The organism is Massilia sp. WG5, from assembly GCF_001412595.2.
In the GTDB taxonomy this organism is placed as follows: Bacteria; Pseudomonadota; Gammaproteobacteria; order Burkholderiales; family Burkholderiaceae_D; genus Telluria.
In genome coordinates this window covers 2,375,824-2,402,634 of sequence record NZ_CP012640.2, presented here as the reverse complement: position 1 = coordinate 2,402,634, position 26,811 = coordinate 2,375,824, and the positions used below count along the sequence as shown (strand labels likewise).

General features: G+C 66.9%; 22 protein-coding genes. 14 read left to right on the top strand and 8 right to left on the bottom strand.

Annotation, left to right across the window (positions count from 1 at the left end; translation table 11 throughout):
• Window positions 1-177: 177 nt before the first annotated feature.
• Both AM586_RS10700 and AM586_RS10695 read left to right on the top strand, forming a co-directional pair.
• The gene (locus AM586_RS10700) at window positions 178-2,943 is read left to right on the top strand and encodes a TonB-dependent receptor (RefSeq protein WP_052233224.1); all 2,766 of its coding nucleotides are present in this window, start codon (window positions 178-180) and stop codon (window positions 2,941-2,943) included.
• A gap of 89 nt (window positions 2,944-3,032) precedes the next feature.
• Complete coding sequence (locus AM586_RS10695; protein ID WP_052233225.1) at window positions 3,033-4,565, top strand: tryptophan halogenase family protein; 1,533 nt, start codon at window positions 3,033-3,035, stop codon at window positions 4,563-4,565.
• Here the strand turns inward: AM586_RS10695 and AM586_RS10690 are convergent.
• From AM586_RS10690 to AM586_RS10675, 4 genes are all read right to left on the bottom strand, one after another.
• The gene (locus AM586_RS10690) at window positions 4,516-4,935 is read right to left on the bottom strand and encodes a cupin domain-containing protein (RefSeq protein WP_052233226.1); all 420 of its coding nucleotides are present in this window, start codon (window positions 4,933-4,935) and stop codon (window positions 4,516-4,518) included. The genes AM586_RS10695 and AM586_RS10690 overlap by 50 nt on opposite strands.
• A 2-nt stretch (window positions 4,936-4,937) precedes the next feature.
• The gene (locus tag AM586_RS10685) at window positions 4,938-5,612 is read right to left on the bottom strand and encodes a carboxymuconolactone decarboxylase family protein (RefSeq protein ID WP_052233227.1); all 675 of its coding nucleotides are present in this window, start codon (window positions 5,610-5,612) and stop codon (window positions 4,938-4,940) included.
• Window positions 5,609-5,851 (bottom strand): tautomerase family protein, encoded by a 243-nt coding sequence (locus tag AM586_RS10680; protein WP_052233228.1) that lies wholly within the window; start codon window positions 5,849-5,851, stop codon window positions 5,609-5,611. The genes AM586_RS10685 and AM586_RS10680 overlap by 4 nt, the downstream gene beginning before the upstream one ends.
• Before the next feature lie 95 nt (window positions 5,852-5,946).
• Entirely contained in the window at window positions 5,947-6,846 is a 900-nt protein-coding gene (locus tag AM586_RS10675) for a LysR family transcriptional regulator (protein ID WP_052233229.1), read from the bottom strand.
• Window positions 6,847-6,977: 131 nt separating this feature from the next.
• Here AM586_RS10675 and AM586_RS10670 point away from each other — a divergent pair, with 131 nt between their 5' ends.
• The 4 genes from AM586_RS10670 (at window position 6,978) to AM586_RS10655 (ending at window position 13,726) form a co-directional block, all read left to right on the top strand.
• Complete coding sequence (locus AM586_RS10670) at window positions 6,978-8,801, top strand: DEAD/DEAH box helicase (RefSeq protein WP_052233230.1); 1,824 nt, start codon at window positions 6,978-6,980, stop codon at window positions 8,799-8,801.
• 129 nt (window positions 8,802-8,930) lie between these two features.
• Window positions 8,931-10,256: an MFS transporter gene (locus AM586_RS10665; RefSeq protein ID WP_052233231.1), complete on the top strand. Its 1,326-nt coding sequence runs from the start codon at window positions 8,931-8,933 to the stop codon at window positions 10,254-10,256.
• A gap of 88 nt (window positions 10,257-10,344) precedes the next feature.
• The gene (locus AM586_RS10660; protein WP_052233232.1) at window positions 10,345-11,976 is read left to right on the top strand and encodes an alpha-D-glucose phosphate-specific phosphoglucomutase; all 1,632 of its coding nucleotides are present in this window, start codon (window positions 10,345-10,347) and stop codon (window positions 11,974-11,976) included.
• 58 nt (window positions 11,977-12,034) lie between these two features.
• On the top strand, window positions 12,035-13,726 hold the full coding sequence (locus AM586_RS10655; protein WP_052233233.1) for an alpha-amylase family glycosyl hydrolase: 1,692 nt from the start codon (window positions 12,035-12,037) through the stop codon (window positions 13,724-13,726).
• 12 nt (window positions 13,727-13,738) lie between these two features.
• On the opposite strand, the gene AM586_RS10650 is transcribed toward AM586_RS10655, so the two are convergent.
• Window positions 13,739-14,023 carry a colicin immunity domain-containing protein gene (locus tag AM586_RS10650; protein WP_162600538.1) on the bottom strand — a complete coding sequence of 95 codons (285 nt, stop codon included), beginning with the start codon at window positions 14,021-14,023 and terminating at the stop codon, window positions 13,739-13,741.
• A gap of 161 nt (window positions 14,024-14,184) precedes the next feature.
• Here AM586_RS10650 and AM586_RS10645 point away from each other — a divergent pair, with 161 nt between their 5' ends.
• Window positions 14,185-15,249 (top strand): DUF5694 domain-containing protein, encoded by a 1,065-nt coding sequence (locus AM586_RS10645; RefSeq protein WP_052233235.1) that lies wholly within the window; start codon window positions 14,185-14,187, stop codon window positions 15,247-15,249.
• Window positions 15,250-15,258: 9 nt separating this feature from the next.
• Here the strand turns inward: AM586_RS10645 and AM586_RS10640 are convergent, their stop codons facing one another.
• Window positions 15,259-16,476 carry a YeeE/YedE family protein gene (locus AM586_RS10640; protein WP_052233236.1) on the bottom strand — a complete coding sequence of 406 codons (1,218 nt, stop codon included), beginning with the start codon at window positions 16,474-16,476 and terminating at the stop codon, window positions 15,259-15,261.
• A gap of 123 nt (window positions 16,477-16,599) precedes the next feature.
• Between AM586_RS10640 and AM586_RS10635 the strand changes: the two genes are divergently transcribed.
• Window positions 16,600-17,037, top strand: coding sequence for a GNAT family N-acetyltransferase (locus AM586_RS10635; protein WP_052233237.1), 438 nt, complete (start codon window positions 16,600-16,602; stop codon window positions 17,035-17,037).
• On the opposite strand, the gene AM586_RS10630 is transcribed toward AM586_RS10635, so the two are convergent.
• The gene (locus AM586_RS10630; protein ID WP_052233238.1) at window positions 17,026-17,955 is read right to left on the bottom strand and encodes a LysR family transcriptional regulator; all 930 of its coding nucleotides are present in this window, start codon (window positions 17,953-17,955) and stop codon (window positions 17,026-17,028) included. The two genes, AM586_RS10635 and AM586_RS10630, sit on opposite strands and share 12 nt — an antisense overlap.
• Before the next feature lie 134 nt (window positions 17,956-18,089).
• Here AM586_RS10630 and AM586_RS10625 point away from each other — a divergent pair, with 134 nt between their 5' ends.
• Both AM586_RS10625 and AM586_RS10620 read left to right on the top strand, forming a co-directional pair.
• A complete protein-coding gene (locus tag AM586_RS10625) occupies window positions 18,090-19,139 on the top strand; it encodes an NAD(P)-dependent alcohol dehydrogenase (RefSeq protein WP_052233239.1) in 1,050 nt (349 codons plus the stop codon).
• A 10-nt stretch (window positions 19,140-19,149) separates the two neighbouring features.
• Window positions 19,150-20,367: an MFS transporter gene (locus tag AM586_RS10620; RefSeq protein ID WP_052233240.1), complete on the top strand. Its 1,218-nt coding sequence runs from the start codon at window positions 19,150-19,152 to the stop codon at window positions 20,365-20,367.
• Here AM586_RS10620 and AM586_RS10615 read toward each other — a convergent pair.
• Entirely contained in the window at window positions 20,291-20,641 is a 351-nt protein-coding gene (locus AM586_RS10615) for a hypothetical protein (RefSeq protein ID WP_156328083.1), read from the bottom strand. The two genes, AM586_RS10620 and AM586_RS10615, sit on opposite strands and share 77 nt — an antisense overlap.
• Window positions 20,642-20,836: 195 nt before the next feature.
• Here AM586_RS10615 and AM586_RS10610 point away from each other — a divergent pair, with 195 nt between their 5' ends.
• The 4 genes from AM586_RS10610 (at window position 20,837) to AM586_RS10595 (ending at window position 26,811) form a co-directional block, all read left to right on the top strand.
• Window positions 20,837-21,289, top strand: coding sequence for a MarR family winged helix-turn-helix transcriptional regulator (locus tag AM586_RS10610; RefSeq protein ID WP_052233241.1), 453 nt, complete (start codon window positions 20,837-20,839; stop codon window positions 21,287-21,289).
• Window positions 21,286-22,779 (top strand): MDR family MFS transporter, encoded by a 1,494-nt coding sequence (locus tag AM586_RS10605; RefSeq protein ID WP_229411032.1) that lies wholly within the window; start codon window positions 21,286-21,288, stop codon window positions 22,777-22,779. The genes AM586_RS10610 and AM586_RS10605 overlap by 4 nt, the downstream gene beginning before the upstream one ends.
• 120 nt (window positions 22,780-22,899) lie before the next feature.
• On the top strand, window positions 22,900-24,771 hold the full coding sequence (locus AM586_RS10600) for a glucokinase (RefSeq protein ID WP_052233242.1): 1,872 nt from the start codon (window positions 22,900-22,902) through the stop codon (window positions 24,769-24,771).
• 249 nt (window positions 24,772-25,020) lie between these two features.
• Complete coding sequence (locus AM586_RS10595; RefSeq protein WP_052233243.1) at window positions 25,021-26,811, top strand: FAD-binding oxidoreductase; 1,791 nt, start codon at window positions 25,021-25,023, stop codon at window positions 26,809-26,811.

Sequence of the window (26,811 nt, the reverse complement as noted above, 5' to 3'; positions counted from 1 at the left end):
ACATAAAAAATCCACATTGGCGTAGTCAGAGGCAAGTTCCGTTGACAGTGCATCTAGTTTTAGTACAGAATCCTTGACAGAACGTCTAAGAACGTTTTTCTTCTGGCTCCCGTAGTGATGGCTCTCCGGCTAGTGTTTTCGGGAAAAAACATAGATATGAACGATTTGAGGGGACACATGAACCTGATCAATAAGCGCGCGGCGCGCACTGTGCCGGGCAGCATCGCATTCAAGCTCAGCCCGGTTGCAGCCGGCTGCGCCGTTTTCATGGCGCTGGCCAGCCACGCCGCGCTCGCGCAAGAAACGACCAGCGGCCAGGACGCCGCGGCGACCGGCGCAAGCAATTCCAGCATCCAGACCGTCCAGGTGACCGGCATCCGCCGCGGTATCGAGGCGGCCATCTCCGTCAAGAAGAACAACGACTCCATCGTCGAGGCGATTTCGGCCGAAGACATCGGCAAGCTGCCGGACCAGTCGATCGCCGAATCGATCGCCCGTCTGCCGGGCGTGACCGCCCAGCGCACCAACGGCCAGGCGGCCGTGATCTCGATCCGCGGCATGTCGCCGGACTTCTCGACCGGCCTGCTGAACGGCCGCGAGCAAGTCTCGACCGGCGACTCGCGCGGCGTCGAATTCGACCAGTACCCGTCCGAGCTGCTGTCGGGCGTGGTGATCTACAAGACCCCGGACGGCGCCCTGGTCGGCCAGGGCCTGTCGGGCACCGTCGACCTGCAGACCGTGCGTCCGCTGGACTTCGCCAAGCGCACCATGGCCGTGAACTACCGCCGCGAAAAGACCGGCCTGGGCATGGATAACGACAAGGGCCACGGCAACCGCTTCACCTTCTCGTACATCGACCAGTTCGCGAACCGCCAGATCGGCGTGGCCTTCGGCTTCGCCCGCCTGCAGGGCAAGAGCGGCGACACCACCCGCTTCGAATCCTGGGGCAACGGCACCGCCAAGTACAATGGCCAGGACGTCAACGTCCCGTACAACGGCTTCAACGCCTGGACCGACGGCTATTCGCAGTCGCGCAACGGCCTGATGGGCGTGATCCAGTACCGTCCGAGCAAGGACTTCACCTCGACCGTCGACCTGCTGTACACGAAGTACGACCGCAACAACCGCACCCGTGGCATCCAGATGCCGCTGAACGACGGCACCAACAATGCCTACGACCAGCCGGGCCAGCTGATCAACCCTGTCCTGTCGGGCAACAACGTCACCTCGGGCGCCTTCAACAACGTGCGCGCCGTGCTGCGTAACGACGCCGTGTCGTGGAGCGACACCACCAAGTCGATCGGCTGGAACAACAAGCTGCGCGTGACCCAGGACTGGACCGCCAACCTGGACCTGTCGTACAACTCGGCCGAGCGTACCGGCACCAACATCGAAACCTACGGCAGCTCGACCACCCTCGACACCGTCAAGTTCACCGCCGGCAGCGAGAACTTCGTGCCGGGCCTGAACTACGCCGACCCGAACGTCGTCAAGCTGACCGACCCGCAGGGCTGGGGCGGCGCCGACATCCAGGCTGGCTACGTCAAGTTCCCGCACGTCTACGACAAGATCGACGCGATCCGCCTGGACGCAACGCGTGACCTGCCGGAAGGCATGTTCTTCAGCAAGCTGACCGCCGGCGTGAACGTCTCGAACCGTTCGAAGACCCGCGAGTACACCGAAGACCTGCTGTCGGTGAAGGGCAGCAGCAGCCCGTTCGCCACCGAGGCTTACCCGGCCGGCAGCGGTTCGGGCATGGCCGCCGGCACCGGCATCAACGTGATCACCTTCGATCCGGTCGCGAACCTGAACGCGCTGTACGACCTGAAGCAGAAGATGCACCCGGACATCACGAACAAGGACTGGATCGTGAATGAAAAGGTCACGACCGCCTTCGCCAAGCTGGGCATCGATTCGCAACTCGGCAGCATGCCGCTGCGCGGCGCCCTGGGCCTGCAGATGGTTCACACCAAGCAGGATTCGACCGCCTACTCGGTGGACACCGCCGGCGGCACCAGCGACGCGACCCGTCCGACCTCGCCGGTCTCCGCAGGCACCAGCTACAACGACTTCCTGCCGAGCCTGAACCTGATCGGCGACCTGGGCAACCAGCAGGCACTGCGCTTCTCGCTGTCGAAGATCATGGCCCGTCCGACCCTGAACGACATGCGCGCCAGCGGCAACTTCGGCTACGACGCGACCCGCGGCATCTACAACGGCAGCGGCGGCAACCCGAAACTGGATCCGTTCCGCGCCAAGGGCATCGACCTGTCGTACGAGAAGTACTGGGACAGCAAGGCCTACGTGAGCGCCGCGGTGTTCTACAAGAAGCTGGACACTTACATCGTGACCACCAGCCGCACGATCGACTACACGCCGTACCTGCAGCCGACCACCGTCAAGGCGCCGACCAACATCGGCCTGTTCTCCTCGCCGGTGAACGGCAATGGCGGCAACATCAAGGGCGTGGAACTGGCAGCGTCGATGCCGCTGAACGTGTTCAGCCGTTACCTGGACGGTTTCGGCGTGGTGGCCAACGCCTCGCAGAACAGCAGCGCAGTCAACCTGCCTGACACGGCCGAAGGCGGTTCGGGCACCATGGGCCTGCCGGGCCTGTCGCGCCGCGTCGCCAGCCTGACCCTGTACTACGAGAAGGCAGGCTTCTCGGCCCGTGCCGCAGAGCGTTATCGTTCGGACTTCATCGGTGAAGTCGCCACCAACACCGGCGACCGCGAACTCACCTACATCAACGGCGACAAGGTTCTCGACCTGCAGTTCGGCTACGAGATCCAGACCGGCCCGATGAAAGGCCTGTCCTTCCTGGTGGAGATGAACAACGTCAACGACGCGCACTTCAAGCGTTATCGCAAGACCAAGGATAACGTCATCGAAGACACCCGCTACGGCCGCACCGTGCTGTTCGGCCTGAACTACAAGATGTAATTCAGGTGTTGGCGCAAGCCGACAGTTAAACAAAAGCCTCTTGCCCGGTACTACCGCGCAGGAGGCTTTTTACATATGCTGCTAACACAATGAAAAACGAGACACTTACCCCACTCAAGAACATCGTGATCGTCGGCGGCGGCACCGCCGGCTGGATGACCGCAGCCTCGCTCTCGCGCCTCCTGCAGAACCGCTACGCGATCCGCCTGATCGAATCGGACGAGATATCGACCGTCGGCGTCGGCGAATCGACGATCCCGATGATCCGCCTGTTCAATACCGCCCTCGGCATCAACGAGGACGAATTCATGCGCGAGACCCGCGCCACCTTCAAGCTCGGCATCGAGTTCGAGGACTGGGGCCGGCTCGGCGAACGCTACATGCACGGCTTCGGCACCTTCGGCCAGCCGCTGTGGACACTGGAGTTCTTCCAGTACTGGCTGCGCGCCTGGCAGATGGGCAAGGCGCCGGACCTGGAACGCTATTCGCTCAACCGCATGGCGGCCAAGGCCGGCAAGTTCATGCGCCCGTCCACCGACATGCCGAATTCGCCGCTGGCCGACATCCCCTACGCCTTCCACCTGGACGCCGGCCTGTACGCGCGCTACCTGCGCAACTACGCCGAACACCATGGCGTGGTCCGCACCGAGGGCAAGGTGGTCGACGTGCGCCAGCGTGCCGATGGCTTCATCGACTCGGTGGTGATGGAAAACGGCGAGACGATCGCGGGCGACCTGTTCATCGATTGCTCGGGCTTCCGCGCGCTGCTGATCGAACAGACCCTGAAGACCGGCTTCGAGGACTGGAGCCACTGGCTGCCCTGCGACCGGGCCTGGGCCGTGCCCTGCGAGCTGGCGGGCGATCTGCCGCCGTACACGCGCGCGAGCGCGCGCCCGGCCGGGTGGCAATGGCGGATCGGCCTGCAGCACCGCACCGGCAACGGCCACGTGTATGCGAGCCGCTTCATGAGCGACGACGAAGCCGCCGCCATCCTGATGCGGAACCTGGACGGCAAGGCGCTGGCCGATCCGAAGATGCTGCGCTTCACGGCCGGCAAGCGCAAGAAGACCTGGAACAAGAACGTGGTCGCGATCGGCCTGTCCTCGGGCTTCCTGGAGCCGCTGGAGTCGACCTCGATCCACCTGGTCCAGTCGACCGTGTCGCGCCTGGTGGGCTTCTTCCCGGATGCCGGTTTCAACCAGGCCGACATCGACGAGTTCAACGCCCAGTGCGACTTCGAAGTCGAGCGCATCCGCGACTTCATCATCCTGCACTACCACGCGACCGAACGGAACGACACGCCGTTCTGGGACCACTGCCGCACGATGGAGATCCCGGAGACCCTGCGCCGCAAGCTCGAGCTGTACAAGAGCCACGGCCGGGTGGTCCGCGAGAACAACGAGCTGTTCGCCGAAGTCGGCTGGCAGCAGGTGCTGCACGGCCAGGGCGTGCGCGCCCAGGGTCACCATCCGCTGGCCGGCCTGCTCGACGAGAAGGAGCTGCAGGACTTCCTCGGGAATATCGAGCAGGTGATCGGCAAGTGCGTCGACGTGATGCCGGCGCACAAGGACTTCATTGCGGCGATCGTGGCGGCGGGCCGGCCAGGTACTGCTCGTCGCTGACCTTCTCCAGCCATACCACGTTCACGCCATCCAGCGCTTCCTGGATGGCGATGTGCGTCATCGACGTGGTCCTTGATGCGCCATGCCAGTGCTTGTGGCCGGGCGGGCACCAGACCACGTCGCCGGCGCGGATCTCGACGATCGGCTCGCCCTCGCACTGGGTCCAGCCGCAGCCGCTCGTGACCACCAGGGTCTGGCCCAGCGGATGCGTGTGCCAGGCCGAGCGCGCGCCCGGCTCGAACGTCACGCTCGCGCAGGACACGCGCGAGGGCGCCGGCGCGCTGTTCAGCGGATCGATCCGCACGGTGCCCGTGAAGTATTCCTCGGGGCCTTTCATCGAGGGCTGCGAGCCCACAGGTTTGAGATGCATGTTCATTCCTTTCTGCTGCGTTGTGCGAAAACGTCCTTGAAGACCGGCATGGCCGAAAACACGTTCGGCCAGCCTGCGTAGAAGGCGAGCTGGGTCAGCGCCTCGGAGGCCTGCTGCCCGGTCAGGCCATTGTCCATGGCGCGCTTGAGGTGGTAGGTGAGCTGGGCGACCTGGCCGTTCGCCACCAGGGCGCTGACGGTGACCAGACTGCGGTCGCGCGGCGCCAGGCCGGGGCGCTGCCAGAGGTCGCGGAACAGGGCCTCGGTCGTGTACTTGACGACGCCGGGCGCCACCTCGCCGAAGTTCTGGTCGACGTTTTTCGCGCGCGCCGCCTCGGCCTGTTCGTCCAGCGGCAGCGGCGCCGGTGCCGCCGGCGGCAGCGTGGCGGGATCGATCTGCCGTCCGGCGAACACGGTCTTGGCCGCGGCGTCGGCCGCGCTGGCATTGGCCCAGCCCGAATAGAAGGCCAGGTGGGTGATCAGCTCCGCGATCTCGCCCGGCTCGACGCCGCTGTCGAGCGCGCGGTTCAGGTAGAAGGGCAGGTCCTGGGACTGGTTCTTCGACACCAGCACGGACAAGGTGACCAGGCTGCGGTCGCGCGGCGCCAGGCCGGGGCGCTGCCACAGTTCGCCGAGCACCAGGTCCTGGGTATAGTGCTTCAATGCGGGTGACATCATGACTGGCCTCGCAGCGGGCCGTAGCCGGGTTTCTTGAAGAGACGGTCCTGCGCGGCGACGATATCCGGTTCGTAGACCTGCTTCATCCAGTCGCCTGCGCCGACCTCTTCGAAGCCGACCGAGACCGATTCCTCGCCGTAGCCGAGGACGCTGGTGACGCTGCGGGTGATCTCGTCGGCCAGTTGCTGCTTGTGGCGCCGGGATTTTCCCGGCCAGAGTTTGACGATGATATGCGGCATGGCATGAATCCTCGATGCGTGATCAGGGTTCCACTATAGCCAGCGCCGACTCATGAGAATAGCCGGGGTTTATTCAATGCCGATATGAGGAAATCTCATGAATTGGAGCGCCAGCGCAGCGCCTCGACCACCAGCGCGAAGGCCGGCGATGCCTGGCGGCGGCTCGGGTAGTAGAGGTGGTAGCCGGGGTAGGTCGGGCACCAGTCTTCCAGCACCCGCTGCAGGCGGCCGGCGGCGACGTGCTCGCGCACCATGTCGTCCGGCAGGCTGGCCAGTCCGGCGCCGTCCAGCGCCGCCTGCAGTTTCTGCGGCGTGGTATTGAAGATGGCCTGGCCCTCGACCTGCACCTGCAGTTCCTTGCCGTCCTTGACGAATTCCCACGGCGCCAGGCCGCCATAGGTCGGCAGGCGCATGTTGATGCAGTTATGGCGCGTCAGGTCCTGCGGCGTTTGCGGCAGCGGCCGTCCGGCCAGGTAGGCGGGACTGCCGACCACCGCGCGCTTCATGTCCGGCGAGATGCGCACCGCGATCATGTCCCGGGCGACCTGGGCCCCCAGGCGCACGCCGGCATCGAAGCGCTCGGCGACGATGTCGATCAGGCCGTAGTTGATGCTGATCTCGACCCTGACGTCGGGGTAGCTTGCCAGCACCTTCGACAGCTTCGGCCACAGGATCGTGCCGGCCGCGTGGTCGTGGGTCGTGATGCGGATCGTGCCGGCCGGCCTGTCGCGCGCCTCGCCCAGCGCCGACAGGCCTGCTTCGATGGCTTCGTAATGCGGCTCGAGCGAGGCGTACAGCTTGTCGCCGGCCTCGGTCGGCGCGACGCCGCGGGTGCTGCGGGTCAGCAGGCGCACGCCCAGCTTCGATTCCAGCGCGCGGATCGTGTGGCTGAGGGCCGATTGCGACACGCCCAGCTGGGCGGCGGCGCGCGTGAAACTGCGCTCGCGCGCGACCAGGACGAAGGCTTGCAGATGGTTGAAATCGGGACGTGGCATGGTCGGGAAGTGTAGCAGCGGCTGTTGACATCGTGGTATGCCTGCCGCGTCTCCAGCAAATAATCCGGGCTTAGCGCCCCGTGAGAGAGTAAACTGCAGGTTTGCCTTCGATTTTTAAGAGAATTTCCTACATGCATGACACCCAGCTCCCGACGTTTGCCGACCTGAACCTTCCCGCACCGATCCTGAAAGCGCTGAAGGACGTCGGCTACGAGACGCCGTCGCCGATCCAGGCCGCCACCATCCCCCTCCTGATGGAAGGCCGCGACATCCTCGGGCAGGCCCAGACCGGCACCGGCAAGACCGCGGCGTTCGCGCTGCCGGTCCTGTCGCGCATCGACGTCAAGAACCCCGCCGTGCAGGCGCTGGTGCTGGCGCCGACGCGCGAGCTGGCGATCCAGGTGGCCGAAGCCTTCCAGAGCTACGCTGCGCACCTGAAGAATTTCCACGTGCTGCCGATCTACGGCGGCCAGGCCTACGGTCCGCAGCTGTCGGCGCTGCGCCGCGGCGCGCAGGTCGTGGTCGGCACCCCCGGCCGCGTCATCGACCACCTCGACAAGGGTACGCTCGACCTGTCCCAGCTGACCACCCTGGTGCTGGACGAGGCCGACGAGATGCTGCGCATGGGCTTCATCGACGACGTCGAGCGCATCCTGCAGGAGACCCCGGAGCAGCGCCAGACCGCGCTGTTCTCGGCCACCATGCCGCCGGCGATCAGCCGCATCGCCAAGACCTACCTGCGCGAACCGAAGGAAGTGACGGTGGCCGCCAAGACCACCACCGCCACCAACATCACCCAGCGCTACTGGCTGGTGGCCGGCCTGCAGAAGCTGGAAGCCCTGACCCGCATCCTGGAAGCCGAGCCCTTCGACGGCATGATCATCTTCGCGCGCACCAAGCTGGGCACCGAGGAACTGGCGTCCAAGCTGCAGGCGCGCGGCTTCGCGGCCGCCGCCATCAACGGCGACCTGGCCCAGCAGCAGCGCGAGCGCACCATCGACCAGCTCAAGAACGGCAAGATCGACATCCTGGTCGCCACCGACGTCGCCGCGCGCGGCCTGGACGTCGAGCGCATCAGCCACGTGATCAACTACGACGTGCCGTCGGATCCGGAAAGCTATACCCACCGCATCGGCCGCACCGGCCGCGCCGGCCGCAGCGGCGACGCGATCCTGTTCGTGACCCCGCGCGAGCGCGGCATGCTGAAGGCGATCGAGCGCGCCACCCGCCAGCCGGTCGCCCAGCTGACCCTGCCGACCATCAAGGCCGTCAACGACGTGCGCATCGCGAAGTTCAAGGACCAGATCGGCGAAGCCCTGGCGGCCGGCGGCCTGGACCTGTTCCGCAACCTGATCGAAGAGTACGAGCGCGAACACAACGTGCCGGCGATCGATATCGCCGCGGCGCTGGCGAAGCTGAACCGCGGCGACGAGCCGCTGCTGATCGAAAAGCCGGACCGCGAGCCGAAGCCGGAGTGGAAGGAGCGGGAGCCGCGCCCTGAATGGCGCGACGATGCGCGTCCGGCCCGCGCCGGCCGCGAAAGCTTCGGCAGCGACGAGCGGCCTGCACGTCCGACGCGCGAAGGCTTCGCCCAGCCGCGCGAGAGCTTCAAGAAGGAGCGCGTGATGCGCGCGCCGGAACCGGGCATGGCGACCTACCGCATCGAAGTCGGCCACGCCAACAGCGTCAAGCCGGGCAACATCGTCGGCGCGATCGCCAACGAGGGCGGCATCCCGTCCAAGGAAATCGGCCGCATCGAGATCTACGACGACTACTCGACCCTCGACATGCCGGCCGACCTGCCGCAGGACCTGCTGCAGCACCTGCAGAAGGTCTGGGTGGCCGGCCGCCAGCTGAACATCACGCGCGACGGCGAGGAGCCGATCAAGGCCGCGCCGAAGAAGAAGTTCGGCGAGAAAAAGTTCGGCGAGAAGAAGACCTTCAAAAAGTCCTGATGCAGTCGTAATTTGACTACAAAACGCCCGCTTTTGCGGGCGTTGTTACGTTGACACTCAACAATCGCCATGTTACTTTGCTACATGGAGGTAGTTCGGCGCCAGCCCGGGCACCGTTAGGGGACACAGATGGAAATGCAAACTCATTCGCTCAAGCCGCGCCTGTCGTTCTGGCAGCTGTGGAACATGAGCTTCGGCTTCTTCGGCATCCAGTTCGGCTTCGCCCTGCAGAACGCCAACACCAGCCGGATCTTCTCGACCCTCGGCGCCTCGCCTGACGACCTGGCGCTGTTCTGGCTCGCCGCGCCCGTCACGGGCCTGCTGGTGCAGCCGGTGATCGGCTACCTCAGCGACAATACCTGGCACCCGACCTGGGGCCGCCGCCGTCCCTTCTTTTTCCTCGGCGCCATCCTGGCCGCGCTTGCCCTGTTCCTGATGCCGAATTCCGCCGCCGTCTGGATGGCGGTGGCCGTGCTGTGGATGATGGATGCCGCGATCAACGTCTCGATGGAGCCCTTCCGCGCCTTCGTCGGCGACAAGCTGGACACCTCGCAGCAGACCGCCGGCTTCGCGATGCAGACCTTCTTCATCGGCTGCGGCGCGGTGATCGCCTCGCTGCTGCCGATGTTCTTCTCGGACTACCTGGGCGTCTCCAACGTGCCGGTCAACGGCGCGATTCCGGATACCGTCCGCTATTCCTTCTACGTCGGCGGCGCCGTGTTCCTGGCCGCCGTCAGCTGGACCGTGTTCACCGCCACCGAACTGCCGCCGCCCGACCTGGACCGCTTCCAGGAACAGCGCAAGCATGCGCGCAGCTTCAGCGTGGCCCTGCGCGAGATCGTCGGCGGCTTCGGCCAGATGCCGAAGACCATGGTGCAGCTGGCCTTCGTCCAGTTCTTCACCTGGATCGCGCTGTTCGCGATGTGGATCTATACCGGCACCGCGATCGCCGACAACGTGTTCGGCACCACGGATGCGCAATCGGTGGCTTACCAGGAAGCCGGCAACTACGTCGGCGTGATGTTCGCGGTGTATAACGGCGTCTCGGCGCTGGCCGCCTTCCTGCTGCCGATCCTGGCGCGCGCCACCAGCCGCAAGACCTGCCACACGATCTGCCTGGCCATCGGCGGCCTGTCGCTGGCCAGCATCTTCTTCATCCACGAACAGAAGATGCTGATGCTGCCGATGATCGGCGTCGGCATCGCCTGGGCCAGCATCCTGACCATGCCGTATGCGATCCTGGCCGGCGCGCTGCCCGCCAACCGCATGGGTTACTACATGGGCCTGTTCAACTTCTTCGTCGTGATCCCGCAGATCGTCAGCGGCCTGCTGCTCGGCTTCTTCACCAAGCACTTCTTCGGCGGCCACACGGTGCTGACCCTGGCGCTGGGCGGCGCCAGCATGGTGCTGGCGGCGGTATTGACGCTGTTTGTCACGGACAAGGCCGAGAAGTAAAAGGTATAGCAAGCCCGCGCCACCATTTCGGCTCCTGTCTTATCATGAAGGTTTGACAACAAACCATGCATCGATACAGGAGCGCGAGATGACGATTCAGACAGTAGCGACCACGCCCTTCGCCGGACAACGTCCCGGCACCTCGGGCCTGCGCAAGAAGGTGACCGAGTTCCAGCAGCCCGGCTACCTCGAAAACTTCGTCGAGGCGATTTTCCTGACCCTGGGCGATTGCAGCGGCCGTACCCTCGTGCTCGGCGGCGACGGCCGTTTCTTCAACCGCAGCGCGATCCAGACCATCCTGCGCATGGCCGCCGCCCACAAGGTGGCCAGGGTGCTGGTCGGCCGCGGCGGCATCCTCTCCACGCCGGCGGTGAGCTGCGTGATCCGCAAGCACGGCGCCTTCGGCGGCATCGTGCTGTCGGCCAGCCACAACCCCGGCGGCCCGGACGGCGACTTCGGCATCAAGTACAACATCGAGAACGGCGGCCCGGCGCCCGAGAAGGTCACCGAGGCGATCTTCGCCCACACCCAGTCGCTCGAGGAATACCGCATCAGCGACGCCGGTCCGGTCGACCTCGACCGGCTCGGCGCCACGCAACTGGAAGACATGACGGTCGAGGTGATCGATCCGGTGGCCGACTACGCCGAGCTGATGGGACGCCTGTTCGACTTCGACGCGATCCGCGCCCTGTTCGGCCGCGGCTTCACGATGCGCTTCGACGGCATGTCCGCCGTCTCCGGTCCCTACGCGAAAGCGATCATCGAGGGCATGCTGGGCGCGCCCGAGGGCACCGTCATCAACGACCGGCCGCTGGAAGACTTCGGCGGCCATCACCCGGATCCGAACCCGGTCAACGCCGCCGAGCTGGTGGCGCTGATGAATGGCCCGGACGCGCCCGAGTTCGGCGCGGCGTCGGACGGCGACGGCGACCGCAACATGATCGTCGGCCGCAAGCTGGCGGTCGCGCCGTCGGACAGCCTCGCCATCATCGCCGCCAACGCCACCCTGGCGCCGGGCTACCGCGCCGGCCTGAAGGGCATCGCGCGCTCGATGCCAACCTCGCAGGCGGCGGATCGCGTGGCGAAAAGCCTGGGCATCTCCTGCTTCGAGACCCCGACCGGCTGGAAGTACTTCGGCAACCTGCTCGACGCCGGTCTCGCCACGCTGTGCGGCGAGGAGAGCTACGGCACCGGCTCGGACCACATCCGCGAAAAGGACGGACTGTGGGCCGTGCTGTTCTGGCTGAACCTGATCGCCGCGAGCGGCAAGTCGGTCAACCAGCTGGTGCAGGAGCACTGGGCGCGCTTCGGCCGCAACTACTATTCGCGCCACGACTACGAAGCCGTCGACGCCCAGGCTGCAGACCGGATGATGGCCGACCTGCGCGCCAGGCTCCCGGGCCTGGCGGGCCAGAGCTTCGGCGACTTCCGCGTCGCGCAGGCCGACGACTTCGTCTACACCGACCCGGTCGACAAGTCGGTCGCCAGCCGCCAGGGCATCCGCATCATCATGAGCGACGGCTCGCGCATCGTGCTGCGCCTGTCCGGCACCGGCACCGAGGGCGCCACCGTGCGGGTCTACCTCGAACGCTACGAGGCCGACCCGTCCCGCCATGCGCTCGACACCCAGGACGCGCTGGCGCCCCTGATCGCCATCGCCGAACAGGTGTCGGAACTCAGGCAGCGTACCGGACGCAAGGAACCGACTGTTATTACCTGACCCGTCGTCCCCGCGCAGGCGGGGACCCAAGTTCTCATCCATCACCAAAGGACCCTGAATGAAATTGTCTGCCCTTGCCGTTTCCCTGATGCTTGCCTTCGGCGCCGCGTCCGCCGCGTCCGCCGCGCCGGACCTGTCGCCGGTCAAAGGCAAGCCCTTCACCTGGGAGAACGCGACCGTCTACTTCCTGCTGACGGACCGCTTCAACAACGGCAACCCGGCCAACGACCATGCCTACGGCCGCAAGGATGACGCCGCAACGGCGCGCGGCTTCATGGGCGGCGACCTGGCCGGCGTCACGCAGAAGATCAAGGAGGGGTATTTCGACGACCTGGGCGTGGACGCGATCTGGATCACGCCGCCGGTGGAGCAGATCCATGGTTCCACCGACGAAGGCACCGGCAAGTCCTACGGCTTCCACGGCTACTGGGCGCGCGACTTCACCAGCATCGACGCCAATCTCGGCACCGAGAAGGACATGCACGAGCTGGTCGACGCCGCCCACGCGCGTGGCATCCGCGTGCTGCTGGACGTGGTGATGAACCACACCGGTCCGGTGACGGCCGAGGATCCGGTCTGGCCCGCCGAGTGGGTGCGCACGGAGCCGGCCTGCAACTTCAAGGACTTCAAGGGTACGGTCAGCTGCACGCTGGTGAAGAACCTGCCGGACTTCCGCACCGACAGCAACGAGAAGGTCGAGGTGCCGCCGGCGGTGGCGGCGAAGTGGAAGAAGGAAGGGCGCTACGAGCGCGAGATGGCCGAGCTGAACGACTTCTTCAAGCGCACCGGCTACCCGCGTGCGCCGCGTTACTACCTGATGAAATGGCACGCCGACTGGGTGCGCAAGTACGGCTTCGACGGCTTCCGCGCCGACACCGTCAAGCACACCGAACCGGGCGTGTGGAAGGACCTCAAGAAGGTCGCCAGCAGCGCCTACGAGGACTGGAAGCGCACCCCGGCCGGCAAGCAGGCGGTGGCCAGGATCGGCAACCTGCCGTTCTTCATGACGGCCGAGACCTACGGCTACTCGGTCAAGGCCGGCCGCGAGTTCACCTATGACGGCGGCGCGAAGGTCGATTATTACGACAACGGCTTCGACAGCATGATCAACTTCAGCATGGCGGGCGATGCGCGCCAGGACTACGAACAGCTGTTTTCAAGCTATTCGGCGGCGCTGAACGGCCCGCTGAAGGGCTACTCGGTGCTGAACTACCTGGACTCGCACGACGACGGCCATCCCTTCGACGCGCTGCGCGAGCACCCGATGGAAGCGGCGAACAAACTGCTGCTGGCGCCTGGCCAGGCCCAGATCTACTACGGCGACGAGACCGCGCGCGTGCTGAAGATCGACGGTGCGGAAGGCGACGCCAACCTGCGCTCCTTCATGAACTGGGACCAGCTGAAGAACAACACCCGCGTCGGCCTGTTCGGCGTGGCCGAGGTGCGCGAGCACTGGGCCCGCCTGGCCCGCTTCCGCCACGCGCATCCGGCGGTCGGCGCGGGCATGCACCAGATGCTGCAATCGAGCCCCTACGTTTTCAAGCGCACCTATGACAAGGGCGGCGTGAGCGACCGCGTGGTGGTGGCGATCGGCCTGCCGCAGGACCGCACGGTGGCGATCCCGGTGGCGGGCGTGTTCTCGGACGGCCAGACCGTGCGTGACTGGTACACCGGCAAGAGCGCCATGGTTGCGAAAGGCAAGGTGCAGTTCGAGCTGCGCGCGCCGGTGGCGCTGATTGCGCTGGATTGAGGCGCGCAGCCGCTAAGCGGTAAAGGAGGCCAGGCGGCGCGATGCCGCCTGGACCCGCGCGCGCAGCCGGGCCTCGTCGATGAAATAATCCGGCTTCGCGGCAAGCAGTTCCGGGTCGTCGGTCAACCCATCGAGATCGGCAAAGAGCCCGTCCAGCACCTCGAACAAGTCGCTGCTCATGTAGCGGGTCTCTTCCTTGAACCGCTTGAAATACAAGGTCCGGAACGTCGCCGTCGGCATCGCGCCGTCGAGGAACCGGTCCAGCAAGGCCTTGTAGTCGGCGCATACGGCGCCCATCCGCCATCTCGTCCACCACCTCATCTCCACCCTCCCGCCTGTCCGGCTTTTCGGCACTTCAAGCCGTGAAAATAACACTCTGTTCACATCGGGCTTGAGTCCGCTCGCGCATTTTTCTACATTGTCCAGCTACATGACAATCAATGCCAAGGGAGAACCGGATGGGAACATGGACGAAGTGGACCTGGGGATCGATCGCGGCATTGCCGCTGGTGGTGCAGGCGCAGGCGCCAGCGCGGATCGACCTGACGACGCTCGACCGCGACATGGCCGGGCCGCGCGCGCAGGTGCTGGTGCTGGGCACCGTGCACTTGCGCGAGATGCCGAAGAGTTTCAAGCCCGCGGCGCTGGACCCGGTGCTGGACCGGCTCGCGGCGTTCAAGCCCGAGATCGTCACCATCGAGGACGAGCCCGGCGAGGACTGCGATCTCGCGCTGCGCCATCCCGCGAAGTACGGCGCCGACTATTGCGACGCGCCCGACGCGGCGCGAAAGGCGACCGGGCTGGAGATCCCGGCCGCGCTGGCCGAGATCCATAAAACCCTCAAGACCTGGCCCGCGCAGCCGGCGCCGGCCCAGCGGCGGCACCTGGCCGCGCTGTTCCTGGCCGCGCACGAACCGGCGTCCGGCTATGTGCAGTGGCTGCGCCTGCCCGAGGCCGAGCGCCGCGCCGGCGATGGCCTGGATGCCGCGCTGGTCGAGCAGCTCGGCAAGCTCGGCACGCGCAACAACGAAAGCATCCAGCTGGCCGCGCGCCTGGCCGCCCGGTTGGGCCTGGAGCGGGTCTACCCGGTCGACAACCATACCGGCGACAACATCGACGTCCCGGACGTCAAGGCCTACGCCAGGGCGCTCGAAGCCGCCTGGGCCACGGGCCGCGCGGAACTGGACGCGCTCCAGAAACGCGAGGAGCCGCTGAAGCAGGCGTCCGACCTGCTGCCGCTGTACCGCGCCGTCAACGACCCGAACACCCTGCGGGTGCTGGCCGAAGTCAATGTGGTCCCGTCCCTGCGCGCCCAGTCGCCGGAAGGCTATCCGCGCATGTTCGTCGGCGGCTGGGAAGTGCGCAACCTGCGCATGGTCGCCAACATCCGCGAGACCTTCCGCGAACGTCCGGCCGCGCGCGTGCTGTCCATCGTCGGCGCTTCGCACAAGCCCTGGTTCGATGCCTGGCTGGGCCAGCTGCAGGGCGTGGACATCGTCGATGCGGAGGCGGTGCTGAAGTAGATCGCCGCTTCAGCAGCCGGTCTGCTTGATCCGCTCGACCTCGAGCCCGAACAGCGGGCGCAGGCGCGTGCCGAACACATTGCCGGTGAAGGCGGCGACCAGCCACAGCCAGCCGTGCAGGCTGCCGGAGATGATGCCGCTGAAGTAGGCGCCGATATTGCAGCCGTAGGCCAGGCGCGCGCCGTAGCCGAGCAGCAGGCCGCCGACGACGGCCGCGATCAGGGAGCGCAGCGGCAGCTTCCACACCGGCGAATAGCGGCCGGCCAGCGCCGCCGCCGCCATCGCGCCGAGCACGATGCCGATGTCCATCACCGAGGTCACGTCCTTCGAGATCGGCGCGGCCAGCGCGGCGGCGTTGGCCTTGCTCGACCAGTAGGTCCAGCTGGCCGGGTCGAAGCCGACCAGGGAGGCGGCCTTGGCGCCCCACAGCGCGAACGCCGAGGTCACGCCCCACGGACGGCCCGACAGCGCGAGCGTGGCGAAGTTGAGCAGCACCAGCGCGATGGCGCCGGCCACCAGCGGCCATGGACCGTGCAGCCAGGTGGCGGCGCGGTTCGCCGGCAGGTCCGGCGCGACCAGGCGGCCGTGGCGGCGCTTTTCGACCACCACCGTGATGGCGGCAATCAGCGCGAACACCAGCCAGTTGAGCAGCAGCGCTGGCGCCAGGCCCAGCGTGGTGACCAGCGAGATCGGCTTCAGTTGCGGCAGCGAAGTCCAGAAGGGCATGTGCGCGGTGCCGATGACGGAACCGACGATGAAGGCGATCAGCGTCACGATCATGCGCGTGCTGCCGCCGCCGACCGTGTACAGGGTGCCGGAGGCGCAGCCGCCGCCGAGCTGCATGCCGATGCCGAACATGAAGGCGCCGACGATGACGGAGGTGCCGGCCGGCGACACCAGGCCCTTGACCGGCGCGCCGAACAGGGTGCCGGCGGCCAGCGCCGGGAAGAACAGGGCCACGCCGATGGCGAGCATGATCATCTGGGCGCGCAGGCCGGCGCCGCGGCCGTCGGCGATGAACACGCGCCACGAGGACGTGAAGCCGAAGGCGGCGTGGTACAGCGCGAGGCCGAGCAGGGCGCCGACCACGTAGAGCGCGGCCTGGCTCGCGCTGACGGCTTGTGCAAGATACAAGGCGCCGAGGGCGATCAGTATGACTGCAAGGCCAAGTGGCGCGGGATTGATGCCGCTGCCGCGGGGCAGGGCAGGAGAAGCTGCATTGGACATTGTGATAGATGCCTGAAACGGCAAATGGAGGTGTAATCACACATTTTCGCGCTTTTTTCTTTTTCGTGCAGACAGGGCGCTCGATGCGTCACTATACTCATCGGTTTCCATCCGGGTTCGCGCATGAACGGACATCTCCTATTGCTCAGGCAAGCCACCAGCGCCGACATTCCCGAAATGTCCCGGATACGGCTGTCCGTGACGGAAAACGTCCTGTCCGATCCGGGTCGCATCACCGCAGCGATGTACGAGGACTTCCTGGAAAAGTCGGGGCGCGGGTGGGTTGCCGAAAGCGGGGGGGAAATCGTCGCTTTTTGCTACGCGGACAAGGTCAACGCATCCATCTCGGCACTCTTCGTAAGCCCGGGTCATGAGGGACGGGGACTCGGCAAATCATTGCTCGAGCAAGCCGTCGACTGGCTGTTCGAGCTTGGCCATGATCGTGTCCACCTGAGCACTGGCGCCAACACGAGGGCAGACCGGTTTTATGCTGCACAGGGTTGGCAGCGTAAGCCAGTGAGTTCTTCCGAGATCGCTTACTCGCTACGGTCAAGAAGCTGAAGCCTGCTCGCCGCCATCATCGCGGTCGCTCTTGAGGCGGATCGCCTCGATCACCAGCGCCAGCGCGCGCGAGTTCTGGCGCCGGCTCGGGTAATAGGCGTGCAGGCCGGGGAAGGTCGGGCACCAGTCTTCCATCACGCTGGTCAAGCGTCCCGCCCGCACGTGCGCGCCGGCCAGGTCCTCCGGAACGAAGGCCAGGCCGCAGCCGCCCAGGGCCGCATTCAGGATCTGGTAGGCGCTGTTGAAGGTCAGCTGGCCGCGCACCCGCGCTTCCAGTTCCCGGCCTTCGTGGCGCAGCTCCCAGGCATACAAACCCCCGCTGCTGGCCAGGCGCAGGTTGATGCAGTTGTGCTTGATGAGGTCCTGGCTCGACGCCGGGACCGGCCGGTGCGCGAAGTAGGCGGGGGCGCCGACGATCATCATCTTCACGTCCGGCGTCAGGCGCACCGCGATCATGTCCTTCTCGAGCTGGTCGCCGAAGCGCACGCCGATGTCGTAGCGCTCGGCGGCGATGTCGACCATGCGGTAGTCGGCGCTGATCTCGACGTGCAGGTCCGGGTACTGCGGCAGGATCGGCGCCAGCCGCGGCCACAGCACGCTGTCGACCACGTGGTCGATGGCCGTGATGCGCACCGTGCCCGCCGGCTTGTCGCCCAGGTCGCTGACGGCGGCGATCTCCGCTTCGATCTCGTCCAGCCGCGGGCCCACGTTCTGCAGCAGGCGCTCGCCGGCGTCGGTGGGCGAGACGCTGCGCGTGGTGCGGGTCAACAGGCGCACGCCGAGGCGCTCTTCCAGCCCGCGGATGATGTGGCTGAGGGCGGACTGCGTCATGCCGAGCTTGGCCGCGGCGCGCGTGAAGCTGCGCTCGCGCGCGACGGCGAGGAAGACGAGGATGTCGTTGATGTTTTCGCGGGCCATTGATGACAGTGTAATCCTAATCAAGTCTGTAATTCATGAGCCAGATTCATAAGCCCATGCAATTCCAGCCTCGTTTTACCGCCAGGTTTGCGCTTATCATGCCTCCCTTTGCGAATGAACACATAGGAGCGAACATGACTGTGAAAGCCTACGGCGCCTACGCCGGCGACCAGCCGCTGGAATCGATGGACATCACCCGCCGCGCGCCGGGTCCGCACGACGTCCAGATCGACATCGCCTTTTGCGGCGTCTGCCACTCCGACCTGCATACCGTGCGCGGCGAATGGGCCGGCACCCTGTATCCCTGCGTGCCGGGCCACGAGATCGTCGGCCGCGTGTCGAGCGTCGGCGCGCATGTGCACAACTACAAGGTCGGCGACCTGGTCGGCGTCGGCTGCATGGTCGACAGCTGCCAGCACTGCGCCGATTGCGAAGAAGGCCTGGAAAACTACTGCGACGGCATGGTCGGCACCTACAACGGTCCGACCCGGGACGCGCCGGGCCACACGCTGGGCGGCTACTCGCAGCAGATCGTCGTGCACGAGCGCTACGTGCTGCGCGTGAACCACGCCGAAGACCAGCTGGCCGCGGTGGCGCCGCTGCTGTGCGCCGGCATCACCACCTATTCCCCGCTGCGCCACTGGAAGGCCGGCCCCGGCAAGACGGTCGGCATCGTCGGCATCGGCGGCCTGGGCCACATGGGCATCAAGCTGGCGCGCGCGATGGGCGCGCACGTGGTCGCGTTCACGACCTCGGAATCGAAACGCCAGAACGCCGAAGCCCTGGGCGCGCACGAAGTGGTGGTGTCGAAGGACCCGGCGGCGATGGCCGCGCGTGCGAAGACGCTGGACCTGATCGTCAACACCGTGGCGGCCCCGCACGACCTCGACGCCTACCTGACCCTGCTGAAGCGCGACGGCACCATGGTGCTGGTCGGCGCGCCGGCCACGCCGCACCCGTCGCCGCAGGTGTTCAACCTGATCATGAAGCGCCGCGCGCTGGCCGGCTCGATGATCGGCGGGATCCCGGAAACCCAGGAGATGCTGGACTTCTGCGCCGAACACGGCATCGTCGCCGACATCGAGATGATCCGCGCAGACGAGATCAACGCCGCCTACGAGCGCATGCTCAAGGGCGACGTGAAGTACCGCTTCGTGATCGACAGCGCCACGCTGGCGGCCTAAGGAGACAGCCATGGACATGCGCGTCACAGCCGACCAGGTTGAAGCGAGCGACAGGCCGGCGGCGTGGGGCGCAGTGTTCGCGATGGCGCTCGGCGCCTTCGTGCTGGTCGCCTCCGAGTTCATGCCGGTCAGCCTGCTCACGCCCGTGGCGGCCGACCTGCACATCAGCGAAGGGCAGGCCGGGCAGGCGATTTCCGTGTCCGGCGCGTTTGCGCTGGTGACCAGCCTGTTCATCGCGCCGCTGGCCGGACGGCTGGACCGCAAGCTGCTGCTGCTGGCGCTGACCCTGATGATGATGGTGTCGGGGACCGTCGCCGCCTTCGCACCCGACTACACGGTCTTCATGATCGGCCGCGCCTTCATCGGCGTGGCGATCGGCGGCTTCTGGTCGATGTCGGCGGCGACGGCGATGCGCCTGGTGCCGGACCACCAGGTGCCGCGCGCGCTGGCGATCGTCAATGGCGGCAACGCCCTGGCGACGGTGGTGGCGGCCCCGCTGGGCAGCTTCCTGGGCAGCGTGGTCGGCTGGCGCGGCGCCTTCTTCGCCGTGGTGCCGGTCGCCGCGATCGCCTTCGGCTGGAAGCTCGCCAGCCTGCCGAAGATGCAGGCGCAGGGCGGGGCAGGGGTTGGCGACGCCTTCCGCCTGCTGCGGCGTCCGGAGGTGGCGCTGGGGATGGCGGGCGTGGCCCTGTTCTTCATGGGGCAGTTCGCCTTGTTCACCTACCTGCGCCCCTTCCTCGAAACGGTGACGAAGCTCGGCGTATCGGGGCTGTCGGGCATGCTGCTGGTCGTCGGCGTGGCCGGTTTCGTCGGCACCACGCTGATCGGCGGCTTCCTGGAGAAGGGCCTGTACCGGACCCTGATCCTCATTCCGCTCCTCATGGCGGCGATCGGCGTGGCGCTGATGGCCTTCGGTTCTTCGGTGACGACGACCGCTGTCCTGCTGGGCATCTGGGGCCTGGTCGGGACCGCGGCGCCGGTCGGCTGGTGGACCTGGCTGGCGCGCACCCTGCCGCAGGATGCGGAGGCGGGCGGCGGCCTGATCGTGGCCGTGGTGCAGCTGGCGATCGCCTCCGGCGCGACGCTCGGCGGCATCCTGTTCGACGCCAGCGGCTACCGCGCCAGTTTCAGCATGAGCGCGACAGTGCTGGTCATCGGCGCGGGCCTGGCATGGCTGGCATCTCGTCAAGCGTCACGTCGGCCACGATCCCGTTCTCGAGCTGATTGAAGCGCAGCCGGAAGCTGCCGTCCACCGCATCGAACACGGCGCCGCCGGCCGGCACGACAAGGGTGTCCGGCCGGCCGCCGAACTGTGCGCGAATCCGGTGGGCGCTGCCGGCCATCGTCAGCTGGCGCCCATCGGCCAAGGCGTACTGGCCGCGCAGCGCGTCCGCGCTTGCGGGCTCGTTCGCATGCCGCGTGCCGGCACAGCCGCCGAGGGTGATTGCAAGGATCGCCAGGCCGCACGCATGGGGCAAGCGGAACATGGACAGGTGAGGCATGGTCGAATCTCCCAGGTCAGGTCATCAGTGCCGGATTGCGTGATTAATGTATCGTTAACTTCTATTTGAAGGCAATAAAAATTGCTATTAAATGGAAGTTATTTGAGGAAGGTCAGCACGAGGCCCGATTCGCACGCTTGAACTCGCCAAGCTTTTGTCCTAATATGGTTAGGTAGCCTACCTAATCTAATCATCATGACACGAGCTTCCGATCCTTCCGGCCGCAGCGTCCAGCTCGCGGAAGACCTGCGCGACGCCATCAAGCTGCTGGTGCGCGAAATCCGCCGCGACACCGAACGCCAGACCTCCGGCCTGTCGCTGATGCAGGCCATGCTGCTGGGCGCCGTCGGCCACCAGCCGGGCATCGGCGTGGCCGAGCTGGCGCGCATGAAGCAGGTGCGCACCCCGACCATGAGCGCCCAGGTCAAGGCGCTCGAAGAGGCCGGCCTGCTGGCGCGCGGCGCGCCCGATCCCGAGGACCGGCGCCGCACCGGCCTGCAGCTCACCGAGGCCGGCCAGGCCATCAACGACCAACTGCACGCGCAACGCCTGGACTGGCTGGCCCAGCGCGTCGCCCGTCTCGACGCCGCCCAGCTCGACGCGCTGGCGGCCGCCATCGAACCCCTCAAATCCATCGCACGCCCATGACCCAGACTCCGCACGCCATCGCGCCCGCACCGGTCTCCGAGAAGGAGATCCGCGCCGTTTACTTCGCCCTCATGGCCGTGCTCGGCCTGGGCGCCCTCGACCAGAGCATCGTCGCCACCGCGCTGCCGCGCATCGTCGGCGACCTCGGCGGCATGGCCCATTTATCCTGGGTGGTGACCGCCTACGTGCTGGCCTCGACCGCCACCATGCCCCTGTACGGCAAGATGGCCGACCAGTACGGCCGCCGGCCGATGATCTTCACCGCGCTCGCCACCTTCCTGATCGGCTCGGTGCTGTGCGGCCTGGCCGGCAGCATGACCCAGCTGATCGTGTTCCGCGCGATCCAGGGCATGGGCGCCGGCGGCTTCATGCCGCTGGCCCAGATCATCATCAGCGACCTGGTGGCGCCCAAGGACCGCGCCAGGCGCCAGGGGTCGATCGCGATCGTGTTCGCCATTACCAGCGTGCTCGGGCCGGTGCTGGGCGGCGTGATGACCGACCTGCTGTCCTGGCACTGGATCTTCTTCATCAACCTGCCGGTCGGCGCCTTCGCCTGCTGGTCGATCGCGCGCTCGCTGCGCAAGCCGGCCGCCACGCATGCGCACCGCATCGACTACCTGGGCTCGGTCCTGCTCACCGCCAGCATCGTCTCGCTGCTGCTGATCCTGGCGCTGGGCGGCACCGAATGGCCGTGGGACGCGCCCGAGATCAAGGTCTGCGCGCTGCTGACCGTGGTGCTGGGGAGCTGGCTGGTCATGCACCTGCGCCGCGCCCCCGAGCCGGTGCTGCCGCCCGACCTGTTCGGCAACCGGGTCTTCAACCTGGCCAGCGTGGTGATGGCGCTGAGCTTCGTCGGCCTGATGGGATCGAGCGTGTTCTTCCCGCTGTTCTTCCAGCTCGTGATGGGCAGCAGCCCGGCCAATTCCGGCATGCTGACGGTGCCGATGATGGCCGGGATGATCATCGCCTCGAGCCTGGTCGGCCGGCTTGTGGCGCGCGCCAACAAGTACAAGGAAGGGCAGGTGGCGGGCCTGGCGGTGGCGGTGGCCGCCTTCGCCGCGCTGACCTGGGCCATGGAAAGCGGCCGCGGCTACCTGTTCATCGAGCCGCCGATCTTCTTCCTCGGCGCCGGCCTGGGCCTGGTGATGCCGAACATGACCATCGTCGTGCAGAGCGCGCTGCCGGCCGCGCGGCGCGGCGTCGGCACGGCGATGCTGACCTTCTTCCGTTCGCTCGGCGGCCTGCTCGGCGTGACCGGGTCCGGCGCGATCCTGGCGCACCAGCTGCAGGCCCATGGCATCAAGGCCGCGGCCAGCGCCGGCGCCGGCGTGGTCCTCGACCCGGCCATGCGCGAGGTCTACCGGCATGCCATCGCCAACATCTTCGGCGCCGGCACCGTGATCGTGCTGGCCGGGCTGGTGATCCTGCTGTTCATGCCGCATGTGCAGGTGGAGGGGGCGGCAAAGCCGCAGCCGGCGCAGGCGGAGTAGTTGACAGCTCGTCGTCCCCGCTTACTACCGTCGTCCCCGCCTGCGCGGGGATGACGAGGTGATTGCAGGGATGGCGTTTTGACTGTTTTGGTGCCATTCAATCAATGGTATCCTTGGGCAATGAATACCGAGTCCGACACCGAACAGAAGCAACCTCGCGCCGCCTACTCCGACGGCCCCCGCCTGCTGGCCGACATCGGCGCGACCCATGCGCGGTTTGCGCTGGAGAGCGCGCCGGGCGTGCTGCGCAATGTCGCCGTGCTGCTGTGTGACGACTATACCGGCATCGTCCCGCTGCTGAACGCCTATCTGGCGCAGGCCAGGGCGCAGCTGGGCGAAGTGCGGATCAGCCACGCCGCCTTCGCGCTGGCGAATCCGATCAGCGGCGATTTCATCCGCATGACCAACCGCGACTGGCAGTTCTCGACCGACGAGGTGCGGCGCGCACTCGGCCTGACCACGCTGCTGATCGTGAACGACTTCACCGCGCTGGCGATGGCGCTGCCGGGCTTCAAGCCGGACGAGCTGCTGCAGATCGGCGGCGGCACCCCGCAGCCGCACGCGGTGGCCGGCGTGCTGGGACCGGGCACGGGCCTGGGCGTGTCCGGCGTGATTCCGACCGTCGATGGCTTCGTCACCCTCGGCAGCGAGGGCGGCCACGTCAACTTCGCGCCGGCCGACGAGCGCGAGTTCGCGATCCTGCAGTACGCCTGGCGCGAGTGGCAGCACGTGTCGAACGAACGCCTGATCTCCGGCCCCGGCATGGAGATCATCTACCGCGCGCTGGCCCAGCGCAACGGCGTGCAGGCTCCACCTCGCAACGCCGCCGACATCGTCAGCTCCGCCCTCGAGCAGCAGGACCCGCTGTGCCTGGAAGTGCTGGAATGCTTCGCCGGCATGCTGGGCGGGGCGGCCGCCAACCTGGCCGTGACCCTCGGCGCCTTCGGCGGCATCTTCATCGGCGGCGGCATCGTGCCGCGCGTGGCGCAGTGGTTCGCCACCTCGCCGTTCCGCGCCCGCTTCGAAGCCAAGGGCCGCTTCTCGAGCTACCTGGCGCAGATCCCGACCTACGTGATCATGACGCCGAACCCGGCGCTGTACGGCGTGGCCAGCATCCTCTCGGAGCACCTGCGCGGCCGCACCGGCGCCAACACGCTGATGGAGCGCGTGCAGCACCTGCAGCATGAACTCTCGCCGGCCGAGCAGCGCGTCGCGACCCTGGTGCTGGAGCATCCGCGCAAGGTGCTGTCCGAGCCGATCGCCGAGATCGCGAAGCTGGCCGACGTCAGCCAGCCGACCGTGATCCGCTTCTGCCGCTCGCTGGGCTTTTCCGGCCTGGCCGACTTCAAGCTCAAGTTCGCGGGCAGCCTGACCGGCACCATCCCGGTGCGCCACAGCCAGGTGCGGATGAGCGACAGCACGCACGACCTGTCGGCCAAAGTCATCGACAACACGGTGTCGGCGATCCTGAAGTTCCGCGACCAGCTCGACGTGAACTCGATCGACCGCGCCATCGAGATCCTGCGCCGCGCCAAGCGCGTCGAGTTCTACGCGATGGGCAACTCGCGCGTGGTGGCGCTGGACGGCCAGCACAAGTTCTTCCGCTTCCGCATCCCGACCTCGTCCTACGGCGATTCGCACCTCTTCAGCCTGGCGGCCGAGCTGCTGGGGCCGGGCGACGTGGTGATCGCGATCTCGACCACCGGCCAGCTGCCGGAACTGCTGTCGGCCGTCGACACCGCGCGCGCGGCGGGCGCCGACGTCATCGCCATCACCAGCAGCAAGTCGGCGCTGGCGCGCAAGGCCAGCATCTGCCTGGCGGTCGACCACAGCGAAGACTCGACCACCTTCCTGTCGATGATCTCGCGCATCCTGCAGCTTCTCCTCATCGACATCATGGCGGTCGGCATCTCACTGGGCCAGGAGAACGGCGACCACGGCGAAGGGGATAGCGAACGGCGTCGCCTGCTGATTTCACACCTCGATATCTGATCGTCTTCAATGATGTTTCCGTGCGGCATTCCACAATGGGGTATTCCCTCATTGGAGAGCCGCATGATGCATCCGGATGACATCAAGCGCCTGGCGATCATGGCCACCCTGATCATGTTGTGCGCGCTCGGTTCCGGCCTGGCCCGGCCGACCGGCGTGTAAACCGGTCCCTGTCGTTTCAAACAGCTTGCTCATCGCGCCAAGTTGATTCATGCTTTCCGTGAATAAACTGATAACAAGGGATGAGGCATGAAACGACGCGAGGTATTGAAGGCTTCCCTGGGCGCAGCGCTGCTGGCGGGCGGCGTGCCCGAACCGGCGCGGGCGAAGACGGTTCTTTCGCGGGTGCGCCCCGGCGGCGCCGGCTGGCCCAGCGCCGCCGAGTGGGACGGGCTGCGGCGCGCGACCTCGGGACGGCTGATGCCGCTGGCGCCGCCGTTCGCCGGCTGCGCCGCGGATGCCGCCGCCTGCGCCGCCATGCGCGAGCAGCTGAAGAACCCGTACTTCGTCGGCGACAATCCCGCGCTGACCCAGACCAGCGGCTGGCAGGATGCCTGGCTGTCGCAGCCGAGCGCCTATGCGGTGGCGGCGCGCGAGACGGCCGACATCGTCGCCGCCGTCAACTTCGCCCGCACCCACAAGCTGCGCCTGGTCGTGAAGGGCGGCGGTCACAGCTACAAGGGCGGGTCGAACGCGCCGGACTCGCTGCTGGTGTGGCCGCGCGCCATGAACGAGGTCACCGTCATCGACGCCTTCGTACCCCAGGGCGGCAAGGGAAGCGAGGCCGTGCCCGCGGTGAGCGTCGGCGCCGGCGCGATGTGGATCGATGCCTACACGGCCGTGACCACGAAGGCCGGCCGCTACGTGCAGGGCGGCGGCTGCACCACGGTCGGCGTGCCGGGACTGGTGCAGGGCGGCGGCTTCGGCAGCTTCTCGAAGCGCTACGGCACCGCCGCCGCCAGCCTGCTCGAGGCGGAGATCGTCACCGCGGATGGCCAGGCCCGGATCGCCAACGCGTACACGAATCCGGACCTGTTCTGGGCCATCAAGGGCGGCGGGGGAGGGTCGTTCGGCGTCGTCACGCGCATGACGCTGCGCACCCACGAGCTGCCGGAATTCTTCGGCGGCGTGTTCGGCGAGATCACGGCGGACTCCGATGCGGCGTTCAAGGCCCTGGTCGCGCGCTTCGTCGCCTTCTACCATGAACGCCTGTTCAATCCGCATTGGGGCGAAACCGTGTCGCTGCGCGAGGGCAGGCAGCTGCACCTGTCGATGGTGTTCCAGGGCTTGAGCGGCGCCGAGGCGAAGGCGCTGTGGGCGCCCTTCCTGGACTGGGTGCGCGCCAGCGAAGACTACAACTTCAAGGAACCGACCATCATGGCGGTGCCGGCGCGGCGCTTCTGGGATGGGGATTTCTGGAGCAAGACGGCGCCCGGCATCATGGCGCGCGACGAGCGCGAGGGTGCGCCGGCGCACCACGTCGTGTGGCAGGGCGACCGCGGCCAGGTCGGCTGGTACATCCACGGCTACGAATCGACCTGGCTGCCGGCCAGCCTGCTGGACGAGGGCGCGCAGGCCCGGCTGGTGGACAGCCTGTGCGCGGCGTCGCAGCAATGGTGGGTCGAACTGCACTTCAACAAGGGGATCGCCGGTGCACCGGCGCAGGCGCTGGCCGCGACCCGCGCTACCTCGAGCCATCCGGGCGTGGTCGACGCCTTCGCCCTGGCCATCATCGCCGGCGGCGGCGACGCCGCCTATCCCGGCATGCCGGGCGCGAAGGTCGACGACAAGGAAGCGCAGCGCCGCGCCGCCAAGATCCGCCGCGCGATGGACCTGCTGCGCAAGGCGGCGCCGGACGCCGGCGCCTACGTTTCGGAAAGCGACTTCTTCCAGCAGCGCTGGCAGGATGCCTATTGGGGACCCAACTATCCGAAGCTGCTGAAGATAAAGCAGCGCTACGATCCGGACGGGCTGTTCACCGTCCGGCATGGGGTCGGGAGCGAGGACTGGAGCGTGGACGGGTTTGCGCGCAAGGGCTGA